We start from the raw sequence: 23,839 nt of genomic DNA, 5'->3' as shown, positions 1-23,839 counted from the left end.
CGTTCGTGGGGTTTCCCACCCGGCGGCGCGTAACGACCGGAGGCAGGGTGGCGACGAACCTCCCGAAAGCCCCGCCGGGGCATCTGTAGGGGGAAACCGGAAATGGCCCACGCGGGCATGCGTGCCGCGGCAGTCTGCGCTGCCGTCCTGATCACCAGTTCTTGCGCCGTGTCGGGAACCGGCATCGGCGCGATCGTGCCGGAAGAGCCGGCGTCGGTCGCCCCTCCCCCACGTCCGACCGAGGCGAAAACCGAGACACACCAAGGCAAAGGCAACGGCACGGTCACCCTGGACTGGCCCGGAGAAGTCCCCGGCTACCTGACCTTCGACTGCCCGAAGTGCAATGCGAACGTCATCGTCAACTCCGACGGCACCGACTTCGGCCTGATCAACGCGATCGGCAGCTACCACGGCACGGTGTGGTTCAACGTCGACCGCAACGGCAAGCCGACGCGGACCCTGCACATCTCCGCGAACGCCCCGTGGACCGTGACCGTCGCCGACCACCGCAGCCTGCCGGCCGTCGAAGCCGGCAAACCCCATTCCGGCCACGGCGACGCGGTCCTGGCCATTCCCGCGGGCGTGACCGAGGGCACTTTCACCACGAAGTCGGACGGCCACGAGGCGGTCTGGGTCCAGGCGTACGGGACTCGCGAACTGGCGGTGAACCAGGTCGGCGAGTACGAGGGCACGTTCGAGGTGCCCGGGCCGACGTTCGTGGCGGTGGAGGCTTACAAAGGGGACTGGACCTTCACGGCTTCATGAGCTTCGTCCCGCCGGCCCGAGTCCCGCGAATACCCGCCCGAACGGATACCCGCAGGCCGGAACCCGTGCGTCAGCGGTAATTCGTGAACTGCAGCGCGATCTCGAAATCCTCACCCTTCAGCAGGGCGATGACCTCCTGCAGCTGGTCCTTCTTCTTGCCCGACACCCGCAGCTGGTCGCCCTGGATCTGGGCCTGCACGCCCTTCGGGCCTTCGTCACGGATGAACTTGGCGATCTGCTTGGCCTTGTCCGAGGCGATGCCCTGCAGGATCTTGCCGCCGATCTTGTAGATCTTCCCGGAGATGGCCGGCTCGCCCGCCTCGAAGGCCTTCAGCGAGATGTTCCGCTTGATCAGCTTCTCCTTGAAGACCTCCACCGCGGCCAGCGCCCGCTCCTCGGTCTCCGACTCGATCGCGATGGCCTCCTCGCCTGCCCAGGTGATCCCGGTCCCGGTCCCGCGGAAGTCGAACCGCGTGCCCAGCTCCTTGGCCGCCTGGTTCAGCGCGTTGTCCACCTCCTGTCGGTCGACCTTGCTCACCACGTCGAAAGAGGGATCCGCCACGTGTCCTCACACCTCGTACTCGCTCGTCAGGGGCCACCAGCCTAGCCCCTGACCACCCCGGGGCATCCCGGTTGACCCCCGCAGCCGGGCGTTGGGTATTCTTCTTCCCGGCCGGTCGCCCGGCCTTGGCAGGTTACCCAAGCGGCCAAAGGGATCTGACTGTAAATCAGACGGCTCAGCCTTCGGGGGTTCGAATCCCTCACCTGCCACACCAGCGACATCACCCTCGTGACCAGCAGGAACCGGTCACGGGGGTGGTCTTGTGTTGGGCGGCGGTGTGCGTTATGCGCGGCCGTTTCCGGTTGTCCGGCCCCACAAACGCGCCCGCATTTCGCCCGCGGGTTTCGAGACTCAGAGGCCGCGCCTTCGCGACGCCGTCCCGCGCTTGTCTGCCGTCCTTTCGGAGCTGCTGCCGCGCGAAAATCTCGGCCCGGGTGACGGCTGTCTCTTTCCGTGAACTGGCCACCCCAGAGTGACCGTTCCGCTACGTTGCTTGTGGGCAATTGGCTACGCTTGTACAGCGGTCCACAGATGTGGGCGTCATCGGAGGGGGATGGAATGTCTCAACCTGCACAACAGCCAGGCTGGCTCGACGGGCTCAACTTCAGCGTCGGGGATCGCTTCGGCGGGGGAGGAGCAGCCGGTGCGGCGACGAGCGGGGGCCCGGGATTCGCCCTCAGCCACGACGACGCCATGAGCATGCTCAACCTGGCCAAGGGCGTCCGTGAAGACTTCCGGGACATGCGTATCGATGCGGCGAGGCTGACGCGGGTCACGTCGCCGGCGGACGAGCCGGGCAGCAACGGCTACAACGAACTCCTTGTCAACCGCGGTCAACCGCCGGGTGCATTCGTCGCGGGTGAGGCTCAGGTAAATCAGCTGTATGCCCACGCCGACGAGCTGGTCAAACGCTTGGAGAAGGCGTTGGGGATCATCCAGTCCTCGGACGAGCAAGCCGGAGCCGACGTCAAGAATGCGGCCGCCAGCGGGCAGGGCGAGGGATTCGCATGATGACGCGGCGAACGCTCACCACGCTGCTCAGCACAGCTGCGACCGTATCGGTGATCGCCGGATGCTCCAGCGGATCTGCCGCCGCACCGGCGAGCACCACACCGGCATCGTCATCCGCCGACGCAGCGCTGCCCCATAGCGGTGCCCCAAAGGTCGAGCATCCACTGCCTGCGTCAGCGCTTTCCGGGCAGCCCTGTCAGGAAGCACTGACCTCGGACGAACTCAAGCAGATCCTCGGCATGGCGCCTGCGGGTAAGCCGGACAACATCCCCGGACTCGGCCGCGACTGCAAATGGCATAACAGTGACAGCGGGGCCGTGGTGGGGGTCGGCTACGACGTTGAAACGCATGGCGGACTGAGCATCATCTACCAGAACACGAAACCGCAGGCCAAAGTGTGGCGGGAGCTACCGCCCATCCAGGGGTTTCCCGCCGTCGCCTATATGACGTCCGGTTCCGACACCGGCACACCGGCAGATTTGTGCCTGGTGAGTGTGGGTATCGCAAATGACCTGTCGTTTGATGCGTCGCTGGGCCTCAGCGATGCCAAAAGGGGCAAGGCCGACCCCTGTCAGCTGACGGCGCGGGTGGCGGACATGGTGGTCACGAACCTGCGGCAGAAAGCGGGTTCGTGATGGGGTTCTTCGACTTGGTCGGCGATGGTGTGAAGTGGCTCAACGAGCGATTCAACGACGCGGAGCAGTGGGTCGAGGACGCGTGGCACGGGAACCTCGGTGATCAGGCGGTTCCGGCGCCGGAGCTGGTGCAAAAGGTGCTGGCCGGCCAAGGTGCGCAGAGCTGGCATCAAGGCGCGGAGCAGGCCGGAAAGCTGGCCGGTCGGCAAGACGAGGCCGGGTCTCGGGTGCAGCGGCTGAGTGCGGGGCTGGAATCGGCGTGGACCGGGGGTGGGGCGGATGCCGCACAGGCGCGGATCAAGCAGTTCTTTGAGGCGACCACGGCGGCGGCGCAGACTTACACCGGTAACGGGCAGAATCTCACCGATCTCGCGCATGGGTTCGAGGAGATGAAGAAGGCGCTGCAGCCGATGCCGAATACACCGCCGCACAAGAACTTCTGGGACGAGGCGACGTGGTGGGACACCGACACCGAGGACCAGATCAACCGGTACAACAAGCTGGCGCAGGAAAATCTTGATCGCTACCAAAGTTATGCGCAGCAAGCGCAGACCAGCGGACAGGGACTCAAGGGCGACTATGGGAAGCTGACGAGATTTAACGGCGATATCTCCCTGACGCCGCAAGATTCCCCCGCGTCGCTTTCTTCGCCTGCGTCGGCCGGTGGAATCAATGGGCATTCGGTGCCACGGTCCGATGTTGGGGGCAGTTCGTACGTCGCTGCACCGGCGGCCAATTCTGCAGGGGCGGCGCCGGGAAATCACTACGTCTCTCCGGGGCAGGATGGGAATGGGACGCAGGCGGCGGGGTATGTTCCGCCGTCGTGGTCCGGTTCTCGGCCGGGTGCGCTCCCGTTTTCGTCGATGCCGGGCTTGTCCGTGGGGAACGGCGGTGGTTCGGCATGGGCTCCCGAGTCGGTTGGCGGGGTTGCCGCCGGAGGGTTCGGACCTGGCGGGGTCACTACGGGTGGGTTCGGACCCGGTGGCTCGTCTGGGGTGGGACAAGGGGCGAGCGGCCGCGGACTGAGGGGCGGCTTGAACGGCGGAGCGGGCACCGGCGGTGGCGCAGGCCGCGGAGCCGGAGCAGGCCTCGGTAGCGGCGCGGGCCGAGGCGCGGGCAGTGGAGCCGGTGCAGGCGTCGGCAGTGGTGCGGGCAGTGGAGCCCTAGCGGAAGGCGGCCTGCGAGGTTCAGCCGGGCGTGGGACGGCCGGGGCACGCGGCGCGTCGGGCATGGGCGGGATGGGGATGGGCGGCGGCAAGGGCAAAGGCGAAGAAGACGCCGAGCACCAGCGCAAGTACGGCGTGGACGACGATTCCGCGTTCAGCCTGACCGACGACGACGGCGAACGGCTGCTCGACCCGAGGACGGGGCTGCCACCCACTCCCCCGACCATCGGGGGCTGAACGAGTCCGTGCACATCATCGACAAGCCGGTGCGCATGCCCCGGCCAGTGTTCATCGCGTCCTGCGAGCTGGCGGGACTCGCGGAACCGCCCATCGTCATCGGACCGGATCAGACCTACCGGACGGACCGCGCCGCCATGGCACTGCGGCGAAGCACCATCGACGCCCTCACCCGGCTCGGTCTGGCCGGCGTGGACGGGGCGCTCGATCCGCAGTATCGGGCCACGCTCACAGTTCTCGCCGCGGCGCAGCGAGAGCTGTACGCATGGAGCAACTTCCCGCGAGCAGGCAACGACGGCGCAATCCAGGTCGCCGCGTCGGGCCGTGGCGCGGTCCGACTGATCACAGACCACCGGACGATCCAGCTCGACCCGATTCTGCCGCAAGACCTGACGGTGAGCCTGGTCGACGCGTTGCCGGACTACGCGCCGGCCCGGATCTCCCGCCTGCGGGTGCCTACGGCTTACCTTGACGGCACGAACACCGACCCGCTGTCGGAGTTGTCCGGGCAAGCCGACGTGATGCGGCACCTGATGCGCGCCGAGCGTGCTGCCGTGCACAAGATTTACGCGGCGGTCCGGAACAACGGCAACCGGCGCCGCAGTGTCCCGCTGACGGTGTACGACCTCACCCGGTCCGGGCGGATCCTGGCGACTTGCGGCGAGCAGGACGCCACCATGGGCACGGGCGGCCGCACCGATCTGGTCGGCGCGCTCGACCGCATCCTGAACGGGTTCAAAGAAGACTTCGCTTGACCCTGACCCCGCAGGTGGGCCACATGCTCGTCGGCATGGACGAATACCGAAGCCCTGTGCCGACAAGTTCACTAGCGAGGATGGCTTTTCCACCCACTACGACGGCCTGGCGCCCGGGCTGTCCGGCTGGCTGCGGGACGCGATCTTCGCGAACGCCGAGGCGCACGGGGTCGATCCGGAGACGGCCACCGTGGAGTGTCTCAGCGCCCCCGGGCCATCTCTTCCAGCCGCCGGATGCGGTCCTCGATCGGCGGGTGCGTGGAGAACAGTTTGCTCAGCCCCGCGCCGGGCCGGAACGGGTTCGCGATCATCAGGTGCGACTGCGACACCACGGCCGGCTCCGGGGCGAGCGGCGCGGCGCGGGTGCCGTACTCCAGCTTGCGCAGCGCGGCGGCCAGGGCGAGCGGATCGCCGGTCAGCTCGGCACCGGAGGCGTCCGCCTGATACTCCCGCGAACGGCTGACTGCCATCTTGACCACCCCGGCGGCGACCGGGCCGACCAGTACCAGCAGCAGCGACATGAACGGGTTGCCCTCGCGGTCGTTGCCGCCGAAGAAGAACGCGATGTTCGCCAGCACGCTGACCACGCCGGCCAGCGCCCCGGCAACGCACGAGATCAGGATGTCGTGGTTGTACACGTGGGACAGCTCGTGCCCGAGCACCGCGCGCAGCTCCCTCTCGTCGAGCAGCTCCAGGATGCCGGTGGTGCAGCACACCGCGGCGTGCTGCGGGTTGCGGCCGGTGGCGAACGCGTTGGGCGCCGCGGTCGGGCTGACGTACAGCGCGGGCATCGGCTGCCGCGCCGAGGTGGCCAGCTCACGCACGATCCGGTACATCACAGGCTGCTCGACCTCGGAAACCGGACGCGCATGCATCGCACGCAGCGCCATCTTCTCCGAGCTGAAGTAGGCGAACGCGTTCATGCCCAGCGCCAGCACCAGGCCGATGATCAGCGCGCCGCGGCCGAACAGTCCGCTGATCGCGATGATGATCGCGGACAGCAGGCCGAGCAGCAACGCCGTTTTCAGCCCATTCTGGTGCCGGTGCACGCGACTCGCCTCCGTCCCTCCTGACAGTGATTACTCAACGGAAACAACGCGATCGGGGGATCCGAAGTTCCTTCCCGAGATCCTTCCCCGGGTTAGGGTCGGCGAGCAACCGAACCGACCGGCCACCGGGCAGGGGGATGCGATGCGGGATCCGCGGTTCCCGAGGCGAAGCCTGTTCGCGCTGGTCACGGTGGGTGCCGCGGGGTTGCTCGCGACGCCGGCCGGGGCGACCGGGCAGGTCAGCGTGGTGCAGGTCGGCGGCTCGCCATCCGCCTTGGCGGTGAATCCGGTCACCGGGCTGGTGTACGCCGCGGACCCGGTGTCCGGTTCGGTCACCGTGCTCGATCCGAACGCCGGGCAAGTGGTCGACGTGCTGGTCACCGGCGGTGCGCCGAGCGATCTGGCGGTGGATGCGAACGTCAACCGGATCTACGTCGCCAATCCGCCCGCCGGCACGGTGCTGGTGTTCGACGGGGTGACCCACCGTGCGCTGAGCGTGATCGGGGCCGGTGCCGGGGCATCGTCGGTGGCGGTGGACGTGAGCGCCCAGGTGGTTTACGCGGTCAGCAACAGCACCGGCGGCTTCGCGGTCCTCGACACGGTCAGCCTGACCCAGGCCGCCCTGCTGCCCGCCCCGAAACCCGCACTGGCCGGGATCGCGGTCGATCCGGGCAGGCGCCGGGCCTACTGCACCAGCCCCGGCACGGACTCGGTGGAGATCTGCGACCTGGACGCCGGGAAGTTCACCGGCAGCGTCCCGGTCGGCGCCTCCCCCACCGGGATCGCCGTGCACGAGCGCACCGGCCGGGTATTCGTCGCGAACTCCGCGATCCATCACATGTCCATCGTCGACGGGGTGACCCGCACCCAGACCAAGACGGTGCTGCTGCGCAGCGAAGCCTCCGCGGTCACCGTGCATCAGGACTCCGGCACCGTGTACACCAATGGCGGACAGAATGGACTGTCGCGAGTGGACGGGCAGAACGAGGTGCTCAACGGCGAGCTGAGCCTCGGCGTGAATCCCGGTGACGTGGCCGTCGATCAGCGCGGCCGCACGGTGTACGTGACCGATCCGCTGCACGGAACGGTCACCGTCGTGCGCGGTTTCTGATCGGGCGGCTGGGGTTACTCCAGGTATACCGTCGAGTACATGAAACTTGGACTGCAGATCCCCGATTTCACCTGGAGCGGCGGAGCAACCAGTCTCGGCACGGATCTCGCGGCGGTCGCGCGGACCGCCGACGAGGCCGGGTTCGAGTACCTGGCCGTGATGGACCATTTCTTCCAGATCGGCGGCGTCGGCCCGGCCGACAACGACATGCTTGAGGCGTACACGACGCTCGGCTACCTCGCCGCGCACACCGAACGCGCGAAGCTGCTCACCGTGATCACCGGTGTGCTCTACCGGCATCCCGGCCTGCTCGCCAAGGCCATCACCACGCTCGACGTGCTTTCCGGCGGGCGCGCGATCCTCGGCATCGGCGCGGGCTGGAACGAGCAGGAATGCCGCGGCCTCGGCTTCCCGTTCCCGCCCATGAAGGAGCGGTTCGAGCTGCTGGAGGAGAACCTCCAGTACGTGCTGCAGATGTGGGGCGAGGGCGACGGGCCGTTCACCAGCAAGCACTTCGACGCGGAGCGGCTGCTGAACGTGCCGCAGGCCCTGCAGCGCCCGCGCCCGCCGATCATGGTCGGCGGTGGCGGGGAGACCAAGACGCTGCGTTTCGTCGCGAAATACGGCGACGCCTGCAACATCTTCAACACCCCTGAACTCGAACACAAGCTGAATGTGCTCAAGCAGCATTGTGAGAACGAGGGCCGCGACTACAACGAGATCACCAAGACCGCCTACCACCGGCTGGACATCGGCCCGTCCGGCGAAAAGACCGCCGAACTGTGCCGGGAACTCGAACGCCTGCACGGACTCGGCGTGGACGCCGCGATCGGCTCGATTCCCGGGGTTCCGGACCTGCGCCTGATCGAGAAGTTCGGTACGGACGTCATCCCGGTGGCCGCGCGGCTGTGATCGACACGCCGGGTGGTGGCTTTCCACCACCCGGCACATTCCGGTGGCCGCTCACGGTAACAAAACCCGGCGGTGGCAACGACATCCTGGAAGACCGCTCGGCCCATCCAGGGAGAAAACGCATGTCTGCCACCGGCTCGTCGGCCCCTTCCCGCCCCATTCTGCGCACCGGCGAACGCGTCCGCGTGCGTACTGCCGAGGAGATTCTCGCGACACTGGACGAAAACGGCACCCTCGACGGGCTTCCGCTGATGCCGGAAACGCTGGCCTTCGCCGGCCGGGAACTACCGGTACACCTGAGTGCGCACAAAACCTGCGACACCATCAACCACCGCGGCACCACCCGCCGGATGGACCGGGCGGTACACCTGACCGGAGCACGCTGCGACGGTAGCGCGCACGGTGGCTGCCAGGCCGGGTGCCAGCTGTTCTTCAAGGAGGAATGGCTGGAACGCCTCGACGGCACGCCGATCCGCGACGGTGTCCCGGCGACCGGCACGATCCCGTTGCCGCTCACCGTGATCGAGTCCGGCACAACCGCCGCACCGGAACCGGACGACGAAACGGACGCCGAACCGCGGTACCGCTGCCAGGCGACCGAGCTCGTCCGCGCCACATCCTATCTTCCGGTACACGACTGGCGACAGTACGTGGACGACGTGCGCACCGGGAACGTCTCGTTCGCGGCCACGGTGCGGAGCCTGTTCCTCTCGGTGTTCAACAACTATCAGAAGCTCTCCCGCAAGCTGCCCGCCCGGCTGCGCATCCGGGACGGCGCGTTCTACCCGTTCTACCGGGGCACCGGTGCGGCCAAGCAGCCGCCCGCCGGGCTGGATCTGCAACCGGGTGAGCTGGTCGAGGTCCGGGACAAGGCCGAGATCATGGCCGCGCTGGGGCCGAACAACCGCAACCGCGGCCTGTGGTTCGACGCGGAGATGCTGCCCTACGCCGGGCGGCGCGGCCGGGTGCTCGGGAAGGTCGAGAAGATCGTCGACGAGTCCAGCGGCCGGATGCTGAAGCTGCGCGACTGCGTGGTGGTCGACCAGATCACCTGCGCCGGGCAGTTCAACCGTTATTGCCCGCGCTCGGATTACATCTACTGGCGGGAAGCGTGGCTGCGGCGGGTGCAGGACTGAGGCTCAGGCCGAGGCGGCTGCGGCGGCGGGCGCACCAGGCGGCGCCCGCCCACCCGATCAGCACGAGCAGGGCCATCACCGCGCGGAACCGGTTGACGTGGTGCGGGTCGTAGAGCACGCCTTCCAGGTAGGTCTCGACGAACCCGCGGTCGTAGGGAATCAGCCCGCCGGCCTCCCGGGCCCAGTTCTCCGCGGTGGTGACCGGGCAGGCCAGCGGCCAGACGGAGCTGGCCACGCCCCACAGGACGAGCGGAATGTGCGCGTATAACGCGCGGGGCCATCTCCACGCGACGAAACCCCCGAAGGAGAGAAATCCGAGAATCGCGAAGTGGAGCACCAGCAACGTCCAGGCGAGCAACTGGGCGAAGAGCAACTTATTCCCCCGATCCGGGCTGCGGAGCGGGCCGCAGGAGCTTGCCAGTGGTGAGCAGCCGCGCAGCGGCCAGGCCTTCGCGGAAGAGGTCCGGGAAGAACATTCGCAGGAAGATCAGGTACCCGGCGAGCACGACGCCCATTCCGGCGATCAGCGTGACCACCGCGGGCACATCGTGCTGGCGCAGCACGATGTGCACCACCCAGGCGGCGGCCACGGCGGGCATCGTCGAGATGAACGCGGGCAGCACCGCGTGCACCCAGGACCCCAGCCGGAAACCGGCGACCCGGCCGATCGCACGGACCAGGAACGGCGTCAGCAGGACGGTCGCGATCGTGTAGGCCGTCGCGACACCGGTGACCCCCCATGGCAGCCCGAGGAAGAACGCCGGGACCACGAACGTCAGCGGCACCCACGCCCAGCGGAACGACACGTCGGCACGGCCGAGCCCCATGAACACCGAGCCGCCCGGGGTAGTCAGCGACTGCAGGATCCCGGTGACCGCGAGTGCCTGCACCACCGGCGCGGACGGCAGCCATTGCGCTCCGAACACCGTCTCCACGAAGTCGTCGGCCAGCACCGCGATGCCCGCCATCGAGGGGAGCACGACGAGCCCGATCACCCGGGTGATCCGCAGGAACACCGAACGCACCCGGTCCGGATCTTCCTGCACCCTGGCGAACACCGGGAACGCGACGCGGTTGGCCACGTTGCCCAGCAGGCTCACCGGGATCAGCATGATCCGGTACGGCACGGTGTAGTACGACAGGGCGGTCTGCCCGAGGAACCGGCTCACCACGACGTTGTCGATGTTGCGCGTGCTGTATCCGATCAGCTGCGCGCCCACCAGCGGCAGGCCGAAGGTCCGCAGATACCGCAGCGCCTCCCGGTCGACCACGATCCGCGGCAGGCCCGCCGCGGCGAACCAGAGGACCAGCACGATCAGGTCGGTGCCCACCTGCTGCACGACCAGCGCCCAGTACCGCATCCCCAGTTCGGCCGCGACCAGCCCGAGCACCCCGCCCGCCAGCGTGCCACCGATCTCGGTGATCGCCATCGCCCGGAATCTCAGGCCGCGCTGCAGTTTCGCGGCCGCCACATTGGACACTCCCTTGAGGACCGGGCTGGCGGCCAGCGCGATCAGCACCGGGCCGAGGTCGGGTACCTCCAGGAAGGCGGCGATCTGATCGGAGAACAGCACGGTCACGCCGGCCATCGCGAGTCCGATCGCGGCGAGCGTCCAGAACGTGACGCCCTCGTCCTGCGGGCGCAGCTCCGGTTTCTGCACGATGCTGGAGGACAGCCCGGCTTCGAGCAGGACCGCGGTCAGCGAGATGTAGACCGTGGCCGCAGCGGCCACACCGAAATCGGTAGGGCCGAGCAGGCGGGCCAGCACCACGGCGAAACCCAGCCGGCCGAACTGCCGCACGATCATCGCCGCGACGGTCCACCGGGTGCCGTTCGCCGCGGCCGAGGCCGTCGAGCGGGGCGGAGCTGCTTGGGTCGTCACCGCGTGCCTCGCACCGCGAGCTTCGCGTACTCGTATCCGCCTCGGGCCAGCGTCCGCAGGATCCGCGCCCAATTGGTCCGCAGCCAGCCGCGCAGCTGCAGCAGGCAGCGCGCCTTGTCCTTAGTGGACAGTGGCGCACGCAGCACCGCGAGCGCGTACTGCTTGCCGATGTTGAGCACCGGGAACGGGATCCGGCCCCGCCACGCCGGATCCAGGATCAGGTACCGCGAGCGCGCGGTGGGTGCCTGCCGCATGATCCGGCCCGGGTGTTCGCGATGCAGGAACAGCTCCTCGTCGATCAGCCGGATCGGGCCGCGCAGCGCCAGTTCCACGATCTCCAGCCGGTCCGCCGAGTCGAACGACGCGTGCAGCGAGGTCTGCGCGAGCAGATCGCGGTTCACCACGCCGAACCAGGCAAAACACATGTGGTCCTGCTCGGTCAGATCACGGAAACGCAGGGCGACGTCATCGTGGCCGGCACGCAGGTGCTCGTCCCACCGGTGCGTGCGAGCGCCGTCGACGTCGATGTCCACCGCGACGGTGTGCGCGCAGGATGCCTCCGGATGCGCACGCAGCTCCGCCAGGCAGCGGCTGAAGTAGGTGGGCAGGTACACGTTGTCCCCGTGCACCCACGCGAAGTAGTCGCCGTCGGTGTGATGGAAGCCGTAGTTGTGGTTGCGCGCGGCACCGAGGTTGCGCTCGTGACGCACGTAGGAGATGCGCTCGTCCAGCGCGCAGTACTCCTTCGCGATCACCTCCGTCCGGTCGGTGGAGGCGTTGTCGCAGATCAGCAACCGCCAATCGGGGAAATCTTGCGCGCGGATGCTGTCCAGCGCCTCCGCGAGGAAACGGTCACCGTTGTAGATCGGCATCGCCAGCGACAGCGTTGGCCGCGATCTGCCCGGCTCGTCCGTTCCATTGCTCATCCCCACGCCACCTTCCGCCATACGGTCCATCAGCGGAATCGGAAATATCCGGAAGGCGTTACGACTTGGTGCCCGGCATCGATGTAGTGAGGACAGCATCGTTATCCGGGGAGTGGGCGGCGTGCACGTGACCGAGGTACCCAAGCCCGCACTGACCGGTCCTGACCGGATCACCGGACTCGACGGGGTACGCGGGCTCGCCGCGTTCTTCGTGGTGGTACATCACTGCAGGCTGTTCTCGTTCCCCGGCTTTCCCGCGGATACCGGGCCGCTGTGGCTTTCTCCGCTGCTGTACGGGCATCTCGCCGTTGTCGTGTTCATCGTGCTGTCCGGCTACTCGCTTGCCCTCGGCCCCGCGGGCCGGGAGTGGAGCCTCGGCCGGATCCGCACCTTTCTGCGTCGCCGGGCGTGGCGGATCATTCCGGCCTACTGGGCCGCGCTGATATTCAGTTTCCTTGTCGCCCGGTTGTTGGTGACCGAGACACCAGGCGTGGTGCCGACCGGGAAATCCCTGCTGACATACGGGTTCCTGGTGCAGGACGTGGTGTCCGCGCCGAGCCCGAACAGCGCGTTCTGGTCCATCGCCGTGGAAGCCCAGCTGTATCTGCTGTTCCCGCTCTTGCTGCTGCTGCGGCGAAACATCGGCGCGGTCGCGCTCGTTGTGTGCGTGCTCACGGGTGTGGTGCTGATCGAGGCGCTGTCCGGGCAGGTGCCGGTGTTCATGTCACTGTTGCACCTGACTCCCGAGTTCGCGGTGCTTTTCACCCTGGGCGCGGTGACCGCGGGAATCCGGCGGGACAGCCGGATACCCTGGCCATGGCTCGCGCTCGCCGGCGGCGCGGCGCTCGTAATCCTGATCGCCGTGCTCGGCCCAGTCCGGGCGATCGGCAATTACTTCTGGCTCGATCTGCTCGCCGCGTTCCCGGTCGCGGCCCTGCTCGCCGGCCTGGCGCAGGGGCGGCCGTCGTGGCTGATCAGGGTACTCGACAGTGCGCCGCTGCGGTTCCTCGGAAAGTGTTCCTACAGCCTCTATCTGGTGCATGTGCCGATCGTGGCGGTGGTCAGCCACCTGCTGGTTCGCGCGTGGCTGCCGGCCGGCACCCCGGCATTCCTGCTCACCGCGGTGCTGGCCGTGCCGCTGGCGGTGTTGTTCGCGCGTGGCTTCGCGGCGGTGTTCGAGCTGCCGTTCCAGCGGCATCGATCGGCGGCGGCGCTGCTCGCCGCGATCCGGTCGAAGCGGCATGCTCAGCCTGGCAACGGAACCGGTGCCCCGCCTTCGTAGACATTGCCCGACACCGTGCGCACATCGAAGTCCGTGGGGTAGATCGCGCCGTACCGCGCGTCCTGGCGGAAGGTGTTGCCGGTGAACGTCACATCCTGCAGACGGGCGCCTTCGTTGCCACCGACGCTGTAGAACGTGTATCCGCCACCGCCAAGGGTGTTGCCGGTGACCACGACGGGTCCGGCATTCGGGTTCTCGCCACCGATGTCCGGAGACAGGAACACCGCGGAGTTGGCGCCTTCCCCCGTCCCGATGTCGATGCGGTTGTTCTTCACCACCACGTCGCCCACGTCCTCGGTGAGCTGCACCCCGTCGGAATGCGCGCCCTGCGAGGGCTTGAAATCGTGGATCCAGGAATCGGTGATCGAGGTGCGCGGCCCGAGTTTCGCGCCGTCGTTGGTCATTCCCGAGATTTCCACCCGGACCGCGGACCAGTTGCCGTAGGAGATCCCGGCATCGGTGTAATCGCCGGTGATCACGGTGTCCTCGATGCGCACGGACCCCGCGCCGTTGGTCCGGATGGCCCACGGAGTGCTGCCGTCGCCGGTGAAGCGGCTGTTCCGCACCACCACCCCGGGCGCGGTGACGGTGAGCATGCCGCGCAGGTTCAGCCCGGAAAGGACGGCGCCGGGCCGATCCTCGGTCATGGACCCGGCGGGCTGCTCCGCCGCAGGTGGGTCGTCCTCCCGGACGACCACCACCACGACCGCGGCGACGGCCACCACGGCCGCCGTCACCAACCATCTCCCCGTACGCACGGATCCGACGATACGGTCCGGCGCCACCCGTGGGGAGGGTCCCGGCAAAGTTGGCCGGGGACCCGTGGCCACCAGGGAAAGCCGTGGCTGCCAGACCGGTCTCGGGTCCGTGAAGGGACCCCTGACGGACTCAGAGTCCGTGAAGGGACCCTTCACGGACCTCCACTACGGCATCTTCAGCGTGCTGCCATCGGCATAAGTGTTGCCGGACACCGTCTTCGCGACGAATTCGCTCGGATACACCGGGCCGAAAATCGCGTTCTTGAGGAACTTGTTGTTCGTCACCGACACATCCTGCAACGTGGCGCCGTCCCGGCCGTTCACGCTGTAGAACGTGTAGCCGCCACCGCCGAGGGTGTTGCCGTCGACCACGATCGGGCCGGCGGACGGGTTCTGCGGACCGATGTCCGGGGAGAGGAAGATCGCCGCGTTGACTCCCGTCAGCTTGCCGATGTCGATCTTGTTGTTCTTCATCACCACGTCGCCGACGTCCTCGACCACCTGCAGCCCGTCGGCATGCGCGCCGCCGGCCGGGGTGAAGTCGTGGATCCAGGAATCGGTGATGGACACGTGGTTGCCGACCTTGGCGCCGTCGTTGCTCATCCCGGAGATGTCGATCCGGGTGGCGCTCCAGTTGTGGTAGCTGATCGCGGCGTCCTGGTAATCACCGGTGAACGTGGCGTCCTCGATGCGCACGGAACCGTTTCCGGTGGTGCGTACCGCCCAATCCTGGCCGGTACCGGTGAATTTGCTGCGCTTGATCGTCACGCCGGGGGCCGTGACGGTGATCGTGCCGCGCACGTCGAGCGCGTCGAGGACCTGGCCGGACTGATCGGCGGTCAGGTTCTGCACGCTCTTGAGAGCGGTGCCGGCGGGCACGCCGTATCCGCCGGGAGTATCGGAACGCTCGGGTGGCGGCGCCGCGACCGTCGCAGTCGCCGGGGGTGCGCTGGACGTGGCGGGCGGGCGGGTCGGGGACGAGGACGGGGAAGGGGCGGGGGAAGCAGTGGCGGGGGTTTTCGCGGGGTCGGTGCACAGGCCGCGATGCTGCGACGGCCGGTGCCAGGCGGCGTCCGCCACGGCGACCTGCGCGGCCGGGTGGCGGGGCGCACTGCCGAGCTGAAGCACGACGAACGCGGCAGTCAGCACGACAGCCATCGCTCCCGCGGAGACAAGGATGCGGCGCACGAGCGCCTCACCTCCAAGTTCGAACGGACCGAAATGCTATCGAGATAGTTTCGTAATGGACCACGGAAGACTATGCACAATCGCGTCCCCGCTGGCAAGGAAACATCTCCGGAATCATCCGAAGAAGCGGCGCACAGAATGCAGAAATTGATCTTTTCACCTCCAGGTGAGACGATCTTCCCGGCGGTTTTCGGTAAAATGATCACCGGATTTTGATCAACCTGTGTCCCCGGCCGCCTTCCGCGGCCGCGGTGGCCTTCCCTAGGCTGGCCCGGTGGACGTGGTGATCCCTGCGCACAACGAGGAATCCGTGGTCGGGCAGGCGATTCGCCGGTGGTCGGCGGGGCCGCGCCGAGTGCGGTGCGTGGTCGTGGCCAACGGTTGCGCCGACCGCACCGCACAGGCCGCGCGCGCGGCCATCGGCCCCGGCGACGTGGTGCTGGAAACCAGCACGCCGGGCAAAGCGAACGCGCTGAATCTCGGTGACGAGAGCTGCACCACGTTCCCGCGTGCGTACGTGGATGCGGACGTGGCGATCGACGCCGCCGGTCTGCTGCGGCTCGGCGAAGCACTGACCGAATCGGGCGCGCTACTCGCCGCGCCGAGCCTGCGCTTGCGCACCGGCGAAGCGTCGTGGCTCGTGCGCCGTTACCTCTCGGCCTGGCAGCAGCTGCCCGGTGTTCGCGACAGCAGCGCAGGCCGCGGCGTCTACGTGCTCTCCGCGGCCGGACACGCGCGCGTCTTTCCACTGCCGGAGAGTCTCATCGCCGACGACGGTTACGTGGCACGCCGGATCGGCGCGGAAGAGCGAATCATCCTGCCCGAAGTGGAAGTGGCGGTGACCCCGGTCCGCACGATCCGCGCCATGATCCGCCGGCGGATCCGGGTCGGGGCGGGCAATCGTCAGCTGGCCGCGATGGGTCTGCCACCCGCCACGGGCGCCGCCGGGCCGGGCGCCGTGGCCAAGCTGGTCCGCACGGGAGCCGTCCGGCCGCTGGACGCGGCCGTGTTCGTCGCGGTGAGCCTGATCGTCCGCGCTCTCGATCTGGTTCGCCGGGTCCGCGGCCAGAGCGTTTCCTGGGGTACCGACCGAGGCTCCGTCAAGTAGCAGCCCATCGCCGCCGGTCCGCGAGGCGGCGAAGCCAGCCCGCGGGCAGCCGCTCGGCCTCCGGGACGTCCCGCACCGAGACCCGCCACAGCGCCGCCGCGCACCCGATCAGCAGATGGGTCGTGATGAACATGATCGCGAAACCGAAGGCGTCGAAGGTGAACGCGGCCACCGCGGCCGCCGCGATCGAACCGGCCAGCGCCTGTCCCATCCCGCGGGCATCCGGATCGGGGGCGCTGCGGCGCACCCGCCGCGCCAGGGAATAGCCGGTCGCGAACAGGGCGAGCCCGACCGCCAGCCCCACCACCCCCACGGTGACCAGCTCGTACAGATACTCGTTGTCCAGTACCCGATACAGCTTCGGCACATAGGTGCCCGGCCCGATGCCGAAGAACGGATGATGCTGCCAGATACCGAAGACCGCGGCGTAGTCGTCCGTGCGCCCCTCGATGCTCGGATCGGTCCCCGCGTTGGTGAACAGGCCCTTGATGCTGGTGAGCAGGCCGGGCGCGGCCGCCTGGACCCCGATCAGGCCGACCACCGCGAACGGCAGCAGGTTCAGCAGGGTGCGCAACCGCAGCGAACCCAGGTAGATCAGCAACGCGACGGCGGTGGCCAGGATCGCCGAACGCCCGATCGACAACGGGATCCCGCCCGCGATCATCACCACGATCAGCCATCTCGCCGGGCGGTGCCGCCTCGCGGTGACGGCCAGGTGCAGAGCCAGCGGCAGCGCCATGCTCAGCACCACCCCGTACTCGATGGGGTGGGTGGCCAGCCCGGCCACCCGATTGAACCCGTCGCGGCTCTGCACGAAGTCCGCGGTCGACGCGTGCACGGTCAGGCCGGGCAGCCGGATCAGCTTGGCCAGATCGATCACGCTGAAGAACTGCAGTGCCGCGACGAACGCGAGGACCGCGGCCCCCATCGTCACCCGGCTCAGCACCAGGCGAACCGAGCGGATGTCGCGCAGGGTGTCCGCCGTGAACAGCAGCACGCCGATCGCGCCCAGCTCGCCGAGCAGGCCCGCGTTCGCACCCGAGGCTTCCAGCGGGCTCAGCCCGCGGATCTGCCCGGCGGCGTAACTGGCCAGCTGGCTCACCACCGCGAACATGACCACGACCCGCAGCGGCTGGAACTGGCGGTCGGTCCCGAGATCGGGTGCGCACCGCAGGCAGAACCACACCAGCAGCAACGCGGTGGCGAACAGTCCGCTCGGCACCCCGGCCTGGCCGAGCGGGCCGATCACCAGGTTGGCCGGCAACAGGAAAGTCGCCGACAGCAGCAGGGTGAGCCCGGTGACCTCGTCCTTCGGGGAGAACATGTAGCCGACCAGCAACGCGGTGATCGCGAGGACGAGGAAGGCCAGATCCGGGACGAAGACCTGCGCGCACACGGCGAGCACACCGCCGCCCAGCAGCAGAACACTCAGCCACGGGTGCCGGTCGATGCTCCGCTCGATCGGGATGAACTCACCGAGCCCGAGGCGCGTACGCAGCCCAGGCCGTTGCAGAAGGCTCACCGCGGACGTTCGCCCTTACCCGGCGAGCCCACCCGGACCGCGTCGCCGTCGGTGCGGTTGCTGCGCACCGGGCGCAGCTGACGGGTGGGCTGATCAGCCCACGACGCCTCGGTGCGATCCGGCTGCTCGGCTGCCTTCTGGTCTTCCACCTTCTTCTCGGGCGAGTCCGCATCCGTCTCCTCGGCCGCCTCGGCCGCGCGGAGCTGCCTGCGGCGGATCAGGTAGTCGACGTACACCGACAGCCCGAGCGCGAGCACGACCCCGATGGCCAGCGCGGCGATCAGCACCTTCGACCGGCTGCCGGTGGACACGGCCGCTTCCTTCGGCTGCAACGCGTCGTCCACGGTCACCCGGAACTGGCCGGGGATCTGCTTGGCGTCCTGCAGCGTCTGCATCCGGCGCTCGAGTTCCTTCCACAGCAGCGAGTAGGTGCTCAGCGTGGCCTGCTGGCTCTTCGCCGTGATGGTGATCAGCAGCAACGGCCGTCCACTGTCCACATTGACCACGTAGTCCGCGCTGCCGCCGCCGCGCCCGACCACGTCCCGCACGTCCGGCGAATCGGCGATGGAGCCCATCACCGACGCGGCGGTGCGCGTGTCGTAATACGGGTTTCCCGCCAGCCGCGCGGTCGCGGCCTCGTCCTGGGCGTACGGGATGTTCACCACCAGCACGCCGCTGATCGAGTAGCTCGGGGCGACCTGGCCCGCGGCCACGAACCCGAGCACTCCGGTCACCAGCAGCGCGGCTACGAGGACGTACCACCGCCGCAGCGCGATCCGGAAAATCCCGAAAAGGTCCATTGACCGTCCTTCCGCAACCCGCGAGGATGGATCTGCCCGCCCCGCCTCGTTGTGTCAATCGATGAAAGCAGCCCGAACGTGACAGGAGAAGGGTCACTGTCTGGTGTCGCAGGCCCCCAAATGGGATTCGCGTGCGCATGGGACGACCCGCCGCAGCCGACCTGGTCGCATACTCCGTGGCAGTTGCGGGCCGCGTTGCGCGAGCAGACCACGGTCACCGACCTCGGGCTGGACTGGCCCCGGCCCGCGCGGCTGGCGCTGAAAGCGCTTGCGGCGCGGCGGCACGAGGGACGCTGGGTGAGCGGCTGGAAACACCATCGGCTCACTCAGGCGCTGGTCCAGCAGCGGTTGCGCCGGGCGGAAACGCCCGCGGGCTGCGACGTTGTCCTGCAGATCGGTGATCTCGCCCGGTTACGCGGACCGTATCTGGTCTATCAGGACCTGAGTTTCGACTTATTGCGCGAAGAGCGGCAGCTGCGGCATTTCCCCCATCTGTCCGCCACCCGGATCGAGCAACTGGCCGAACGCCAGCGGGAGATCTATGCCGGGGCGGCCGGAGTGCTCGCGATGAGCGAGTGGCTGGCCGGGCATCTGGTCCGGGTGACCGGGCTGCCCGCGGACAAAGTGCACGTGGTCAACCCCGGCTGCAATGTGCTGCCCGCGGGCGAGCCCCAGGCGCGCCCGGCCGGCGGGCGGCAGCGGCTGTTGTTCGTGGGCAAGGATTTCACCACGAAAGCCGGGCCCCAGGTTGTGGCCGCGTGGGAAATTCTCCGCCGGGACGGGCATGCCGAACTCGAACTCACCATCGCCGGTCCGGCGCAGTGGCCGATGCCCGGCCCGATCCCCCACGGCGTGCGCTTCCTCGGCCGGATCCCGCTCGATCAGGTGCGGGAGCTGTACGCGACGCACGATTTGTTCGTGCTGCCCAGCCACTTCGAGGGTTACGGGATCGCTTTCACCGAGGCGCTGGCCCACGGCCTGCCGTGCGTCGGTCGTGACCGGTGCGCGATGCCGGAGATCATCCGGCCCGGCGAGAACGGCGGGCTGGTCACCTCCGAGGACCCCGCCGAGCTGGCTTCGCTGATCGCCGAGCTGCTCGCGGACGAAGAGCTGCGGGAGCGCACGGTTCGCCAGGCACCGGCGGTGATCGAGCATGCCGGCTGGTCGCGGGCGGCCACGGAAGTCCTGACCGTGGCCGCGAAACTCAGCTGAAGAGTCAGCGCCGGAACCAGGCCCACCGTTCAGCGGTGCCTCCGGCCGCGAGCGCATCGGCCAGGGAGACGCCCCGCAATCCGCGTTCGGCGATGCCCTCCAGCACCGCTGCGGTCAGCTCGCCCCGGTCGAAGGTCGGCGCGATCCCGGAGGGCTGCTCCGGATCACCGGCGTAGCCGTCGTGGGCAAGCAGAATCGACCCTCGCACGAGTCTTTCCATCGCGCGGGCGGCCAGATCCCGCACCGGTTCGTCGAGCCAGTCCCACGCGGTCGGCCCCCACATCACGGGTTCCAGGCCGGTGCGCCGGATGGCTCGCCAGGTCGAGGGGGTCTGCGCGCCGAACGGCGGCCGGAACCAGCGAACCGGCGCGCCGAGCGTGTCTTCGAGCTGCCGTCGTGCCCCGGACACCCGGGCGACGACTTCGCGGGAGCGGAACCGCGTCAACCGGCAGTGATCGAAGCCGTGCAGGGCGATCTCGTGCCCCTCGGCCACGGTCTCGGCGAGCAGCCGCGGAAAACGCGCGACACGTTCGGTCAGTACGAAAAACGTCGCGGTCGTGGCGTGCTCCGCCAACGTCGACAGGACTCGTTCCGTGCCCACCGGGTCCGGGCCGTCGTCGAAGGTCAGCACGACGTGGGGCTGCGTGGTGCGCACCGCGCGAACCGAACCGATCGCGCCGGTACCGGAGCGCACTGCTGCCTTGAGCACCTTCTTCACGCGCTCACCGGCTCCCGGGTTCCCGGCCATCCTGAAGCCCATTCTTCCCGTCGTCGCCATACGACTGTCCACCGTGGACGGCGGCGCAGGATCCGCTCCGCCACCGCCCGTAGCCCGACTCCCAGCCGCAAAGCGAACAGCCCGTAGCCCCGCCACGGCCCGAGATGCCGCTGGATCACCCCGGCCCGCCCGGCCAGTACGAGGACGTCCCGGCCGGAGACGTCTCCGCCGGAGGACGCGCCGACGTCGTGCACCACCTCGGCCGCGGGCGTGATCGAAGGGCGGCAGCCGAGCTGCCGCGCCCGAAGGCACAGGTCCTGGTCCTCGCCGTAGATCCGGAATCCCTCGTACAGCCCGCCGAGCCGGTCCCACAGATCCCGGCTCAGCAGCAGCAACCCACCGGACACGACGTCCACATTCCGCACTGAATCGCGCGCCCAGCCGCCGAGCGCTTCCGGATCGAACAGCCGCGATCCTCTGGCCAGCGCGGAAAGCCCCAGCGCAGAACAGGTGAGGCTCCACGGCGTGATCCGGCCGAAGCAGCTGCGTGGCTCCAGCTTCCCGGCGACGTCCAGCGTGCGTCCGCCGACGATGCCGTGCGCCGGATTTGAACGCAGGTGCGCGAGCAGCGCGTCGATCGCACCCGGTTTCGGCTCGGCGTCGGGGTTCAGCAGCAACAGGTACCGCCCGGAGGCGCGCTCGGCCGCCCGGTTCACCGCGTACGCGAATCCGGTGTTCCGGCCCAGCCGCGCCACGGTGCCCGGACCCGCCACGCGGTCCACGACCTCTGCTGCCCCGTCGGTGGAACCGTTATCGCTCACCAGAATCTCGAATGGCACGGCAGGCGCCGCCGGGCCGGTCAACGCACTCAGCGTCCGTTCGGCATGTGCGGCGGCGTTGTAGGTGACCATCAACACCGACAGCTCCGGCGCGCTCATGTGCGCCCCGCCAAGACGTCGTTCACGCTGATCCACCGGCCGCCGTGGGCCTCGATCTCCGGCCAGGTCCGCCGTACCTCGTCAAGCAGCTGTGGCAGGAGCAGCACCATATCGGCAGGCTGCCCGGCGGCCAGGTAACTCGGCGGGATGACCGGAATCCGCGTGCCCGGGATCCGCCGGCCCTGCTTGTCCGGCGAAGCGTCGGCGACTGCGGGCAGCAGCTCGACGTCGACCCCGGCGTGGCAGAGCAACGGCACCGAACGGGACGCGGCGCCGTAACCGATGACTCGCCGTGGCCGATCCTCGAGCCAGCGACGCAGCGCCGCCGCGTCGGCGTCGGCCCGATCCTGCAACGCGCGGAGTGCGTCGCGATCGGTGACGCCGGCCGCGACTTCTTCTGCGCACGCCGCCTCGGTTTCCTTGTCCGGTTGCGGATCATGCGTGGCCAGCACCACCGCCGTGCCACCGGCCAGCGGGTACGACCACGCACGGTGGATCCCGAGTCCGTGCCGACGCAATGCCTGGTCCAGCGCGGGCAGCGACCAGTACGCATAGTGCCCGTGCCGCAGCTCGTCCCACTGCCCGTGCTTCAGCACACTGCCGAGGCTGAACAGTTGCAGCATCAGCAGGCCACCGGGAGCAAGCTGCTCGGCACGGCGCCGCAGTGCTTCCTCCTGATCCGGTTCGTGCAGCAGGCCATAGACGTCCAGGACCAGATCAGCGCGTTCCGACGCACGCATCAGGCCGCGCGCGAGCACCTTCGGGAGCCAGGCACTGCCATGCGGGCTACCGAATTCCACGGCCGTCTGCCCCGCCCGCATCCAGCCTTCCGCGGACAGCCTCGACAACACCTTCGCGGCCTGGTTCCGCATCGCCTCCGGTTCCACTCCGCGCACCGTCTCCGGCAGCCCGGGATCCTCGGCGAGCTGGGCGAGCCCGCATCCCGCGCACCACCACATCCGCAGACCGAAGACCGGATCCGGCCCGGGATCCCCGGGCTCGGCGAACTGCTCACACCCCGGCTGCTCGCCGAGATCCAGCACCACTTCGCCGGTCGTGCCACGGCAATGCCGGCACTGGAACGGCTCGGCCGCGGGGCCGGGCAGCGGTCGTACCGCCGGACTGGTCACGACCTCAGCCGACCCCGACCGGGCGCAGCGCGGCGTTGACACTGCCGTTGTCGCCGCGCTGGCGCAGCCAGGCCAGCCGGGTGAACCGCCGGTCGAACGCCTCCTGCGTGAGCCCGTGCTCGCGGTAGGCGGTGACCAGCTCGCGGGCACCGGCGGGCACCGACCACTGGCAGTCGAAACCGGGCAGGGCGGCCCGGATCCGGGAGAAGTCCACGCGGTAGGAACGCGGGTCGTTGCCCGCTTCCCCGGTGATCAGCAGCTCCGCACCGGGCACGGCCGTCACGACCGCTTCCGCCACTTCCGAAACCCGCAGGTTGTTCTGCTCGGTCCCGACGTTGAACGCCCGCGCGTGCACAGCCTCTCGCGGCGCGTCCAGCATTCCGGCGAACGCGGCGGCGATGTCCGCGGCGTGTACCAGCGGCCGCCACGGCGTGCCGTCCGAGAGCACTCGCACCACACCGGTGAGGACCGCGTGACCGACGAGGTTGTTCACCACGATGTCCGCACGCAGCCGCGGAGAGAACCCGAACGCCGTGGCGTTGCGGAGGAAAACCGGGGAGAAGTCGCCGTCCGCGAGTTCGACGAGATCGTCTTCCACCCGCACCTTCGACTCCGCGTACGGCGTGACCGGGCGCAGCGGCGCGTCCTCGTTCACGAGGTTCTCCCCACCCGCGCCGTACACCGAGCAGGTCGACGCGTAGAGGAACCTGCCGACCCCGGCCTCCTTCGCGAGCCGCGCCAGCCGCGTCGACGCGTGGTGGTTGATCTCGTAAGTGATGTCCGGCTCCAGCGAGCCGAGCGGGTCGTTCGACAACGCGGCCAAGTGGATCACCGCGTCGAACCCGGCGAGCTGATCCACGGTCACATCACGCAGATCGGCGGCGATGGTGGGCGGATCGTCCGGTTGCGTGCCGAGCACGCAATCGGCGAACAGCCCCGAATCGAGGCCGGTCACCTGATGCCCGGCCGCAGTGAGTACCGGGGCCATCACGGTGCCGAGATAGCCCTGGTGTCCGGTGAGCAGAACCCGCATCG

The 23,839-nt window shown here is 68.8% G+C and carries 24 protein-coding genes and 1 tRNA gene; 12 read left to right on the top strand and 13 right to left on the bottom strand.

Translation table 11 applies throughout. The features are described 5' to 3' along the window. The first annotated feature begins 102 nt into the window (after positions 1 to 102). Positions 103 to 765 carry a hypothetical protein gene (locus D5S19_RS16705; RefSeq protein ID WP_120024271.1) on the top strand — a complete coding sequence of 221 codons (663 nt, stop codon included), beginning with the start codon at positions 103 to 105 and terminating at the stop codon, positions 763 to 765. Positions 766 to 835: 70 nt separating this feature from the next. Here D5S19_RS16705 and D5S19_RS16700 read toward each other — a convergent pair whose 3' ends face one another. Continuing rightward, positions 836 to 1,327, bottom strand: coding sequence for a YajQ family cyclic di-GMP-binding protein (locus D5S19_RS16700; RefSeq protein WP_120024270.1), 492 nt, complete (start codon positions 1,325 to 1,327; stop codon positions 836 to 838). A 127-nt stretch (positions 1,328 to 1,454) separates the two neighbouring features. Between D5S19_RS16700 and D5S19_RS16695 the strand changes: the two genes are divergently transcribed. From D5S19_RS16695 to D5S19_RS16675, 5 genes are all read left to right on the top strand, one after another. Further along, a tRNA-Tyr gene (locus D5S19_RS16695) sits at positions 1,455 to 1,536 on the top strand. Between the two features lie 349 nt (positions 1,537 to 1,885). After that, positions 1,886 to 2,338 (top strand): hypothetical protein, encoded by a 453-nt coding sequence (locus D5S19_RS16690; RefSeq protein ID WP_147397425.1) that lies wholly within the window; start codon positions 1,886 to 1,888, stop codon positions 2,336 to 2,338. Further along, a complete protein-coding gene (locus D5S19_RS16685; protein WP_233573984.1) occupies positions 2,335 to 2,973 on the top strand; it encodes a DUF3558 domain-containing protein in 639 nt (212 codons plus the stop codon). Before D5S19_RS16690 ends, D5S19_RS16685 begins: the two co-directional genes overlap by 4 nt. Next, complete coding sequence (locus tag D5S19_RS32025) at positions 2,973 to 4,376, top strand: hypothetical protein (protein WP_158605550.1); 1,404 nt, start codon at positions 2,973 to 2,975, stop codon at positions 4,374 to 4,376. The genes D5S19_RS16685 and D5S19_RS32025 overlap by 1 nt, the downstream gene beginning before the upstream one ends. Before the next feature lie 8 nt (positions 4,377 to 4,384). After that, entirely contained in the window at positions 4,385 to 5,131 is a 747-nt protein-coding gene (locus D5S19_RS16675) for an ESX secretion-associated protein EspG (RefSeq protein WP_120024266.1), read from the top strand. A gap of 200 nt (positions 5,132 to 5,331) precedes the next feature. Here the strand turns inward: D5S19_RS16675 and htpX are convergent, their stop codons facing one another. Continuing rightward, on the bottom strand, positions 5,332 to 6,180 hold the full coding sequence (gene htpX, locus D5S19_RS16670) for a zinc metalloprotease HtpX (protein ID WP_120024265.1): 849 nt from the start codon (positions 6,178 to 6,180) through the stop codon (positions 5,332 to 5,334). 142 nt (positions 6,181 to 6,322) lie between these two features. Between htpX and D5S19_RS16665 the strand changes: the two genes are divergently transcribed. From D5S19_RS16665 to D5S19_RS16655, 3 genes are all read left to right on the top strand, one after another. Then, entirely contained in the window at positions 6,323 to 7,291 is a 969-nt protein-coding gene (locus D5S19_RS16665) for a YncE family protein (protein ID WP_120024264.1), read from the top strand. 39 nt (positions 7,292 to 7,330) lie between these two features. After that, the gene (locus tag D5S19_RS16660; RefSeq protein WP_120024263.1) at positions 7,331 to 8,203 is read left to right on the top strand and encodes an LLM class F420-dependent oxidoreductase; all 873 of its coding nucleotides are present in this window, start codon (positions 7,331 to 7,333) and stop codon (positions 8,201 to 8,203) included. A gap of 122 nt (positions 8,204 to 8,325) precedes the next feature. Further along, on the top strand, positions 8,326 to 9,339 hold the full coding sequence (locus tag D5S19_RS16655) for a hypothetical protein (protein WP_199730535.1): 1,014 nt from the start codon (positions 8,326 to 8,328) through the stop codon (positions 9,337 to 9,339). On the opposite strand, the gene D5S19_RS16650 is transcribed toward D5S19_RS16655, so the two are convergent. Genes D5S19_RS16650 through D5S19_RS16640 form a run of 3 tightly spaced genes read right to left on the bottom strand, consistent with a single transcriptional unit; the run spans position 9,269 to position 12,148 of the window. Beyond that, positions 9,269 to 9,712: a DUF2784 domain-containing protein gene (locus tag D5S19_RS16650; RefSeq protein ID WP_158605549.1), complete on the bottom strand. Its 444-nt coding sequence runs from the start codon at positions 9,710 to 9,712 to the stop codon at positions 9,269 to 9,271. The genes D5S19_RS16655 and D5S19_RS16650 overlap by 71 nt on opposite strands. Position 9,713: 1 nt before the next feature. Beyond that, the gene (locus tag D5S19_RS16645; RefSeq protein WP_233573982.1) at positions 9,714 to 11,222 is read right to left on the bottom strand and encodes a lipopolysaccharide biosynthesis protein; all 1,509 of its coding nucleotides are present in this window, start codon (positions 11,220 to 11,222) and stop codon (positions 9,714 to 9,716) included. Next, positions 11,219 to 12,148: a glycosyltransferase family 2 protein gene (locus D5S19_RS16640; protein WP_158605548.1), complete on the bottom strand. Its 930-nt coding sequence runs from the start codon at positions 12,146 to 12,148 to the stop codon at positions 11,219 to 11,221. The genes D5S19_RS16645 and D5S19_RS16640 overlap by 4 nt, the downstream gene beginning before the upstream one ends. 121 nt (positions 12,149 to 12,269) lie before the next feature. Between D5S19_RS16640 and D5S19_RS16635 the strand changes: the two genes are divergently transcribed. Continuing rightward, the gene (locus D5S19_RS16635; protein WP_199730534.1) at positions 12,270 to 13,430 is read left to right on the top strand and encodes an acyltransferase family protein; all 1,161 of its coding nucleotides are present in this window, start codon (positions 12,270 to 12,272) and stop codon (positions 13,428 to 13,430) included. Here D5S19_RS16635 and D5S19_RS16630 read toward each other — a convergent pair. Next, on the bottom strand, positions 13,394 to 14,167 hold the full coding sequence (locus tag D5S19_RS16630) for a right-handed parallel beta-helix repeat-containing protein (RefSeq protein ID WP_120024260.1): 774 nt from the start codon (positions 14,165 to 14,167) through the stop codon (positions 13,394 to 13,396). The genes D5S19_RS16635 and D5S19_RS16630 overlap by 37 nt on opposite strands. 186 nt (positions 14,168 to 14,353) lie before the next feature. Then, positions 14,354 to 15,376 (bottom strand): hypothetical protein, encoded by a 1,023-nt coding sequence (locus tag D5S19_RS32020; RefSeq protein ID WP_158605547.1) that lies wholly within the window; start codon positions 15,374 to 15,376, stop codon positions 14,354 to 14,356. Positions 15,377 to 15,650: 274 nt separating this feature from the next. On the opposite strand from D5S19_RS32020, the gene D5S19_RS16620 reads away from it, so the two are divergent. Continuing rightward, complete coding sequence (locus D5S19_RS16620) at positions 15,651 to 16,484, top strand: glycosyltransferase (RefSeq protein ID WP_120024258.1); 834 nt, start codon at positions 15,651 to 15,653, stop codon at positions 16,482 to 16,484. Here D5S19_RS16620 and D5S19_RS16615 read toward each other — a convergent pair. Both D5S19_RS16615 and D5S19_RS16610 read right to left on the bottom strand, forming a co-directional pair. Then, positions 16,477 to 18,006: an O-antigen ligase family protein gene (locus D5S19_RS16615; protein WP_120024257.1), complete on the bottom strand. Its 1,530-nt coding sequence runs from the start codon at positions 18,004 to 18,006 to the stop codon at positions 16,477 to 16,479. The two genes, D5S19_RS16620 and D5S19_RS16615, sit on opposite strands and share 8 nt — an antisense overlap. Then, positions 18,003 to 18,806, bottom strand: a complete 804-nt coding sequence (locus D5S19_RS16610; protein ID WP_120024256.1) for a YveK family protein — start codon at positions 18,804 to 18,806, stop codon at positions 18,003 to 18,005. Before D5S19_RS16610 ends, D5S19_RS16615 begins: the two co-directional genes overlap by 4 nt. Positions 18,807 to 18,926: 120 nt before the next feature. Here D5S19_RS16610 and D5S19_RS16605 point away from each other — a divergent pair, with 120 nt between their 5' ends. After that, entirely contained in the window at positions 18,927 to 20,018 is a 1,092-nt protein-coding gene (locus D5S19_RS16605; protein ID WP_120024255.1) for a glycosyltransferase family 4 protein, read from the top strand. Between the two features lie 4 nt (positions 20,019 to 20,022). Here D5S19_RS16605 and D5S19_RS16600 read toward each other — a convergent pair whose 3' ends face one another. The 4 genes from D5S19_RS16600 to D5S19_RS16585 are packed head-to-tail and all read right to left on the bottom strand — an operon-like array spanning position 20,023 to position 23,837. Beyond that, a complete protein-coding gene (locus D5S19_RS16600; protein ID WP_233573980.1) occupies positions 20,023 to 20,736 on the bottom strand; it encodes a polysaccharide deacetylase family protein in 714 nt (237 codons plus the stop codon). Beyond that, positions 20,733 to 21,674 (bottom strand): glycosyltransferase family 2 protein, encoded by a 942-nt coding sequence (locus tag D5S19_RS16595; RefSeq protein WP_120024253.1) that lies wholly within the window; start codon positions 21,672 to 21,674, stop codon positions 20,733 to 20,735. Before D5S19_RS16595 ends, D5S19_RS16600 begins: the two co-directional genes overlap by 4 nt. After that, positions 21,671 to 22,804 carry a class I SAM-dependent methyltransferase gene (locus tag D5S19_RS16590; RefSeq protein ID WP_233573977.1) on the bottom strand — a complete coding sequence of 378 codons (1,134 nt, stop codon included), beginning with the start codon at positions 22,802 to 22,804 and terminating at the stop codon, positions 21,671 to 21,673. Before D5S19_RS16590 ends, D5S19_RS16595 begins: the two co-directional genes overlap by 4 nt. Positions 22,805 to 22,808: 4 nt before the next feature. Beyond that, positions 22,809 to 23,837 (bottom strand): NAD-dependent epimerase/dehydratase family protein, encoded by a 1,029-nt coding sequence (locus D5S19_RS16585; RefSeq protein ID WP_120024252.1) that lies wholly within the window; start codon positions 23,835 to 23,837, stop codon positions 22,809 to 22,811. Positions 23,838 to 23,839: the final 2 nt, after the last annotated feature.

Source organism: Amycolatopsis panacis (genome assembly GCF_003600245.1).
In the GTDB taxonomy this organism is placed as follows: Bacteria; Actinomycetota; Actinomycetes; order Mycobacteriales; family Pseudonocardiaceae; genus Amycolatopsis; species Amycolatopsis sulphurea.
The sequence above is the reverse complement of the archived record's forward strand: the minus strand, read 5'-3'. Positions and strand labels throughout refer to the sequence as shown.

Excerpts from the sequence above, each read along its gene's own strand:
- D5S19_RS16705 (WP_120024271.1), top strand. The coding sequence starts at position 103 with ATGGCCCACGCGGGCATGCGTGCCGCGGCAGTCTGCGCTGCCGTCCTG.
- D5S19_RS16690 (WP_147397425.1), top strand. The coding sequence starts at position 1,886 with ATGTCTCAACCTGCACAACAGCCAGGCTGGCTCGACGGGCTCAACTTC.
- D5S19_RS16685 (WP_233573984.1), top strand. The coding sequence starts at position 2,335 with ATGATGACGCGGCGAACGCTCACCACGCTGCTCAGCACAGCTGCGACC.
- D5S19_RS32025 (WP_158605550.1), top strand. The coding sequence starts at position 2,973 with ATGGGGTTCTTCGACTTGGTCGGCGATGGTGTGAAGTGGCTCAACGAG.
- D5S19_RS16665 (WP_120024264.1), top strand. The coding sequence starts at position 6,323 with ATGCGGGATCCGCGGTTCCCGAGGCGAAGCCTGTTCGCGCTGGTCACG.
- D5S19_RS16660 (WP_120024263.1), top strand. The coding sequence starts at position 7,331 with ATGAAACTTGGACTGCAGATCCCCGATTTCACCTGGAGCGGCGGAGCA.
- D5S19_RS16655 (WP_199730535.1), top strand. The coding sequence starts at position 8,326 with ATGTCTGCCACCGGCTCGTCGGCCCCTTCCCGCCCCATTCTGCGCACC.
- D5S19_RS16640 (WP_158605548.1), bottom strand. The coding sequence starts at position 12,148 with ATGAGCAATGGAACGGACGAGCCGGGCAGATCGCGGCCAACGCTGTCG.
- D5S19_RS16610 (WP_120024256.1), bottom strand. The coding sequence starts at position 18,806 with ATGGACCTTTTCGGGATTTTCCGGATCGCGCTGCGGCGGTGGTACGTC.
- D5S19_RS16605 (WP_120024255.1), top strand. The coding sequence starts at position 18,927 with ATGGGATTCGCGTGCGCATGGGACGACCCGCCGCAGCCGACCTGGTCG.
- D5S19_RS16595 (WP_120024253.1), bottom strand. The coding sequence starts at position 21,674 with ATGAGCGCGCCGGAGCTGTCGGTGTTGATGGTCACCTACAACGCCGCC.
- D5S19_RS16585 (WP_120024252.1), bottom strand. The coding sequence starts at position 23,837 with ATGCGGGTTCTGCTCACCGGACACCAGGGCTATCTCGGCACCGTGATG.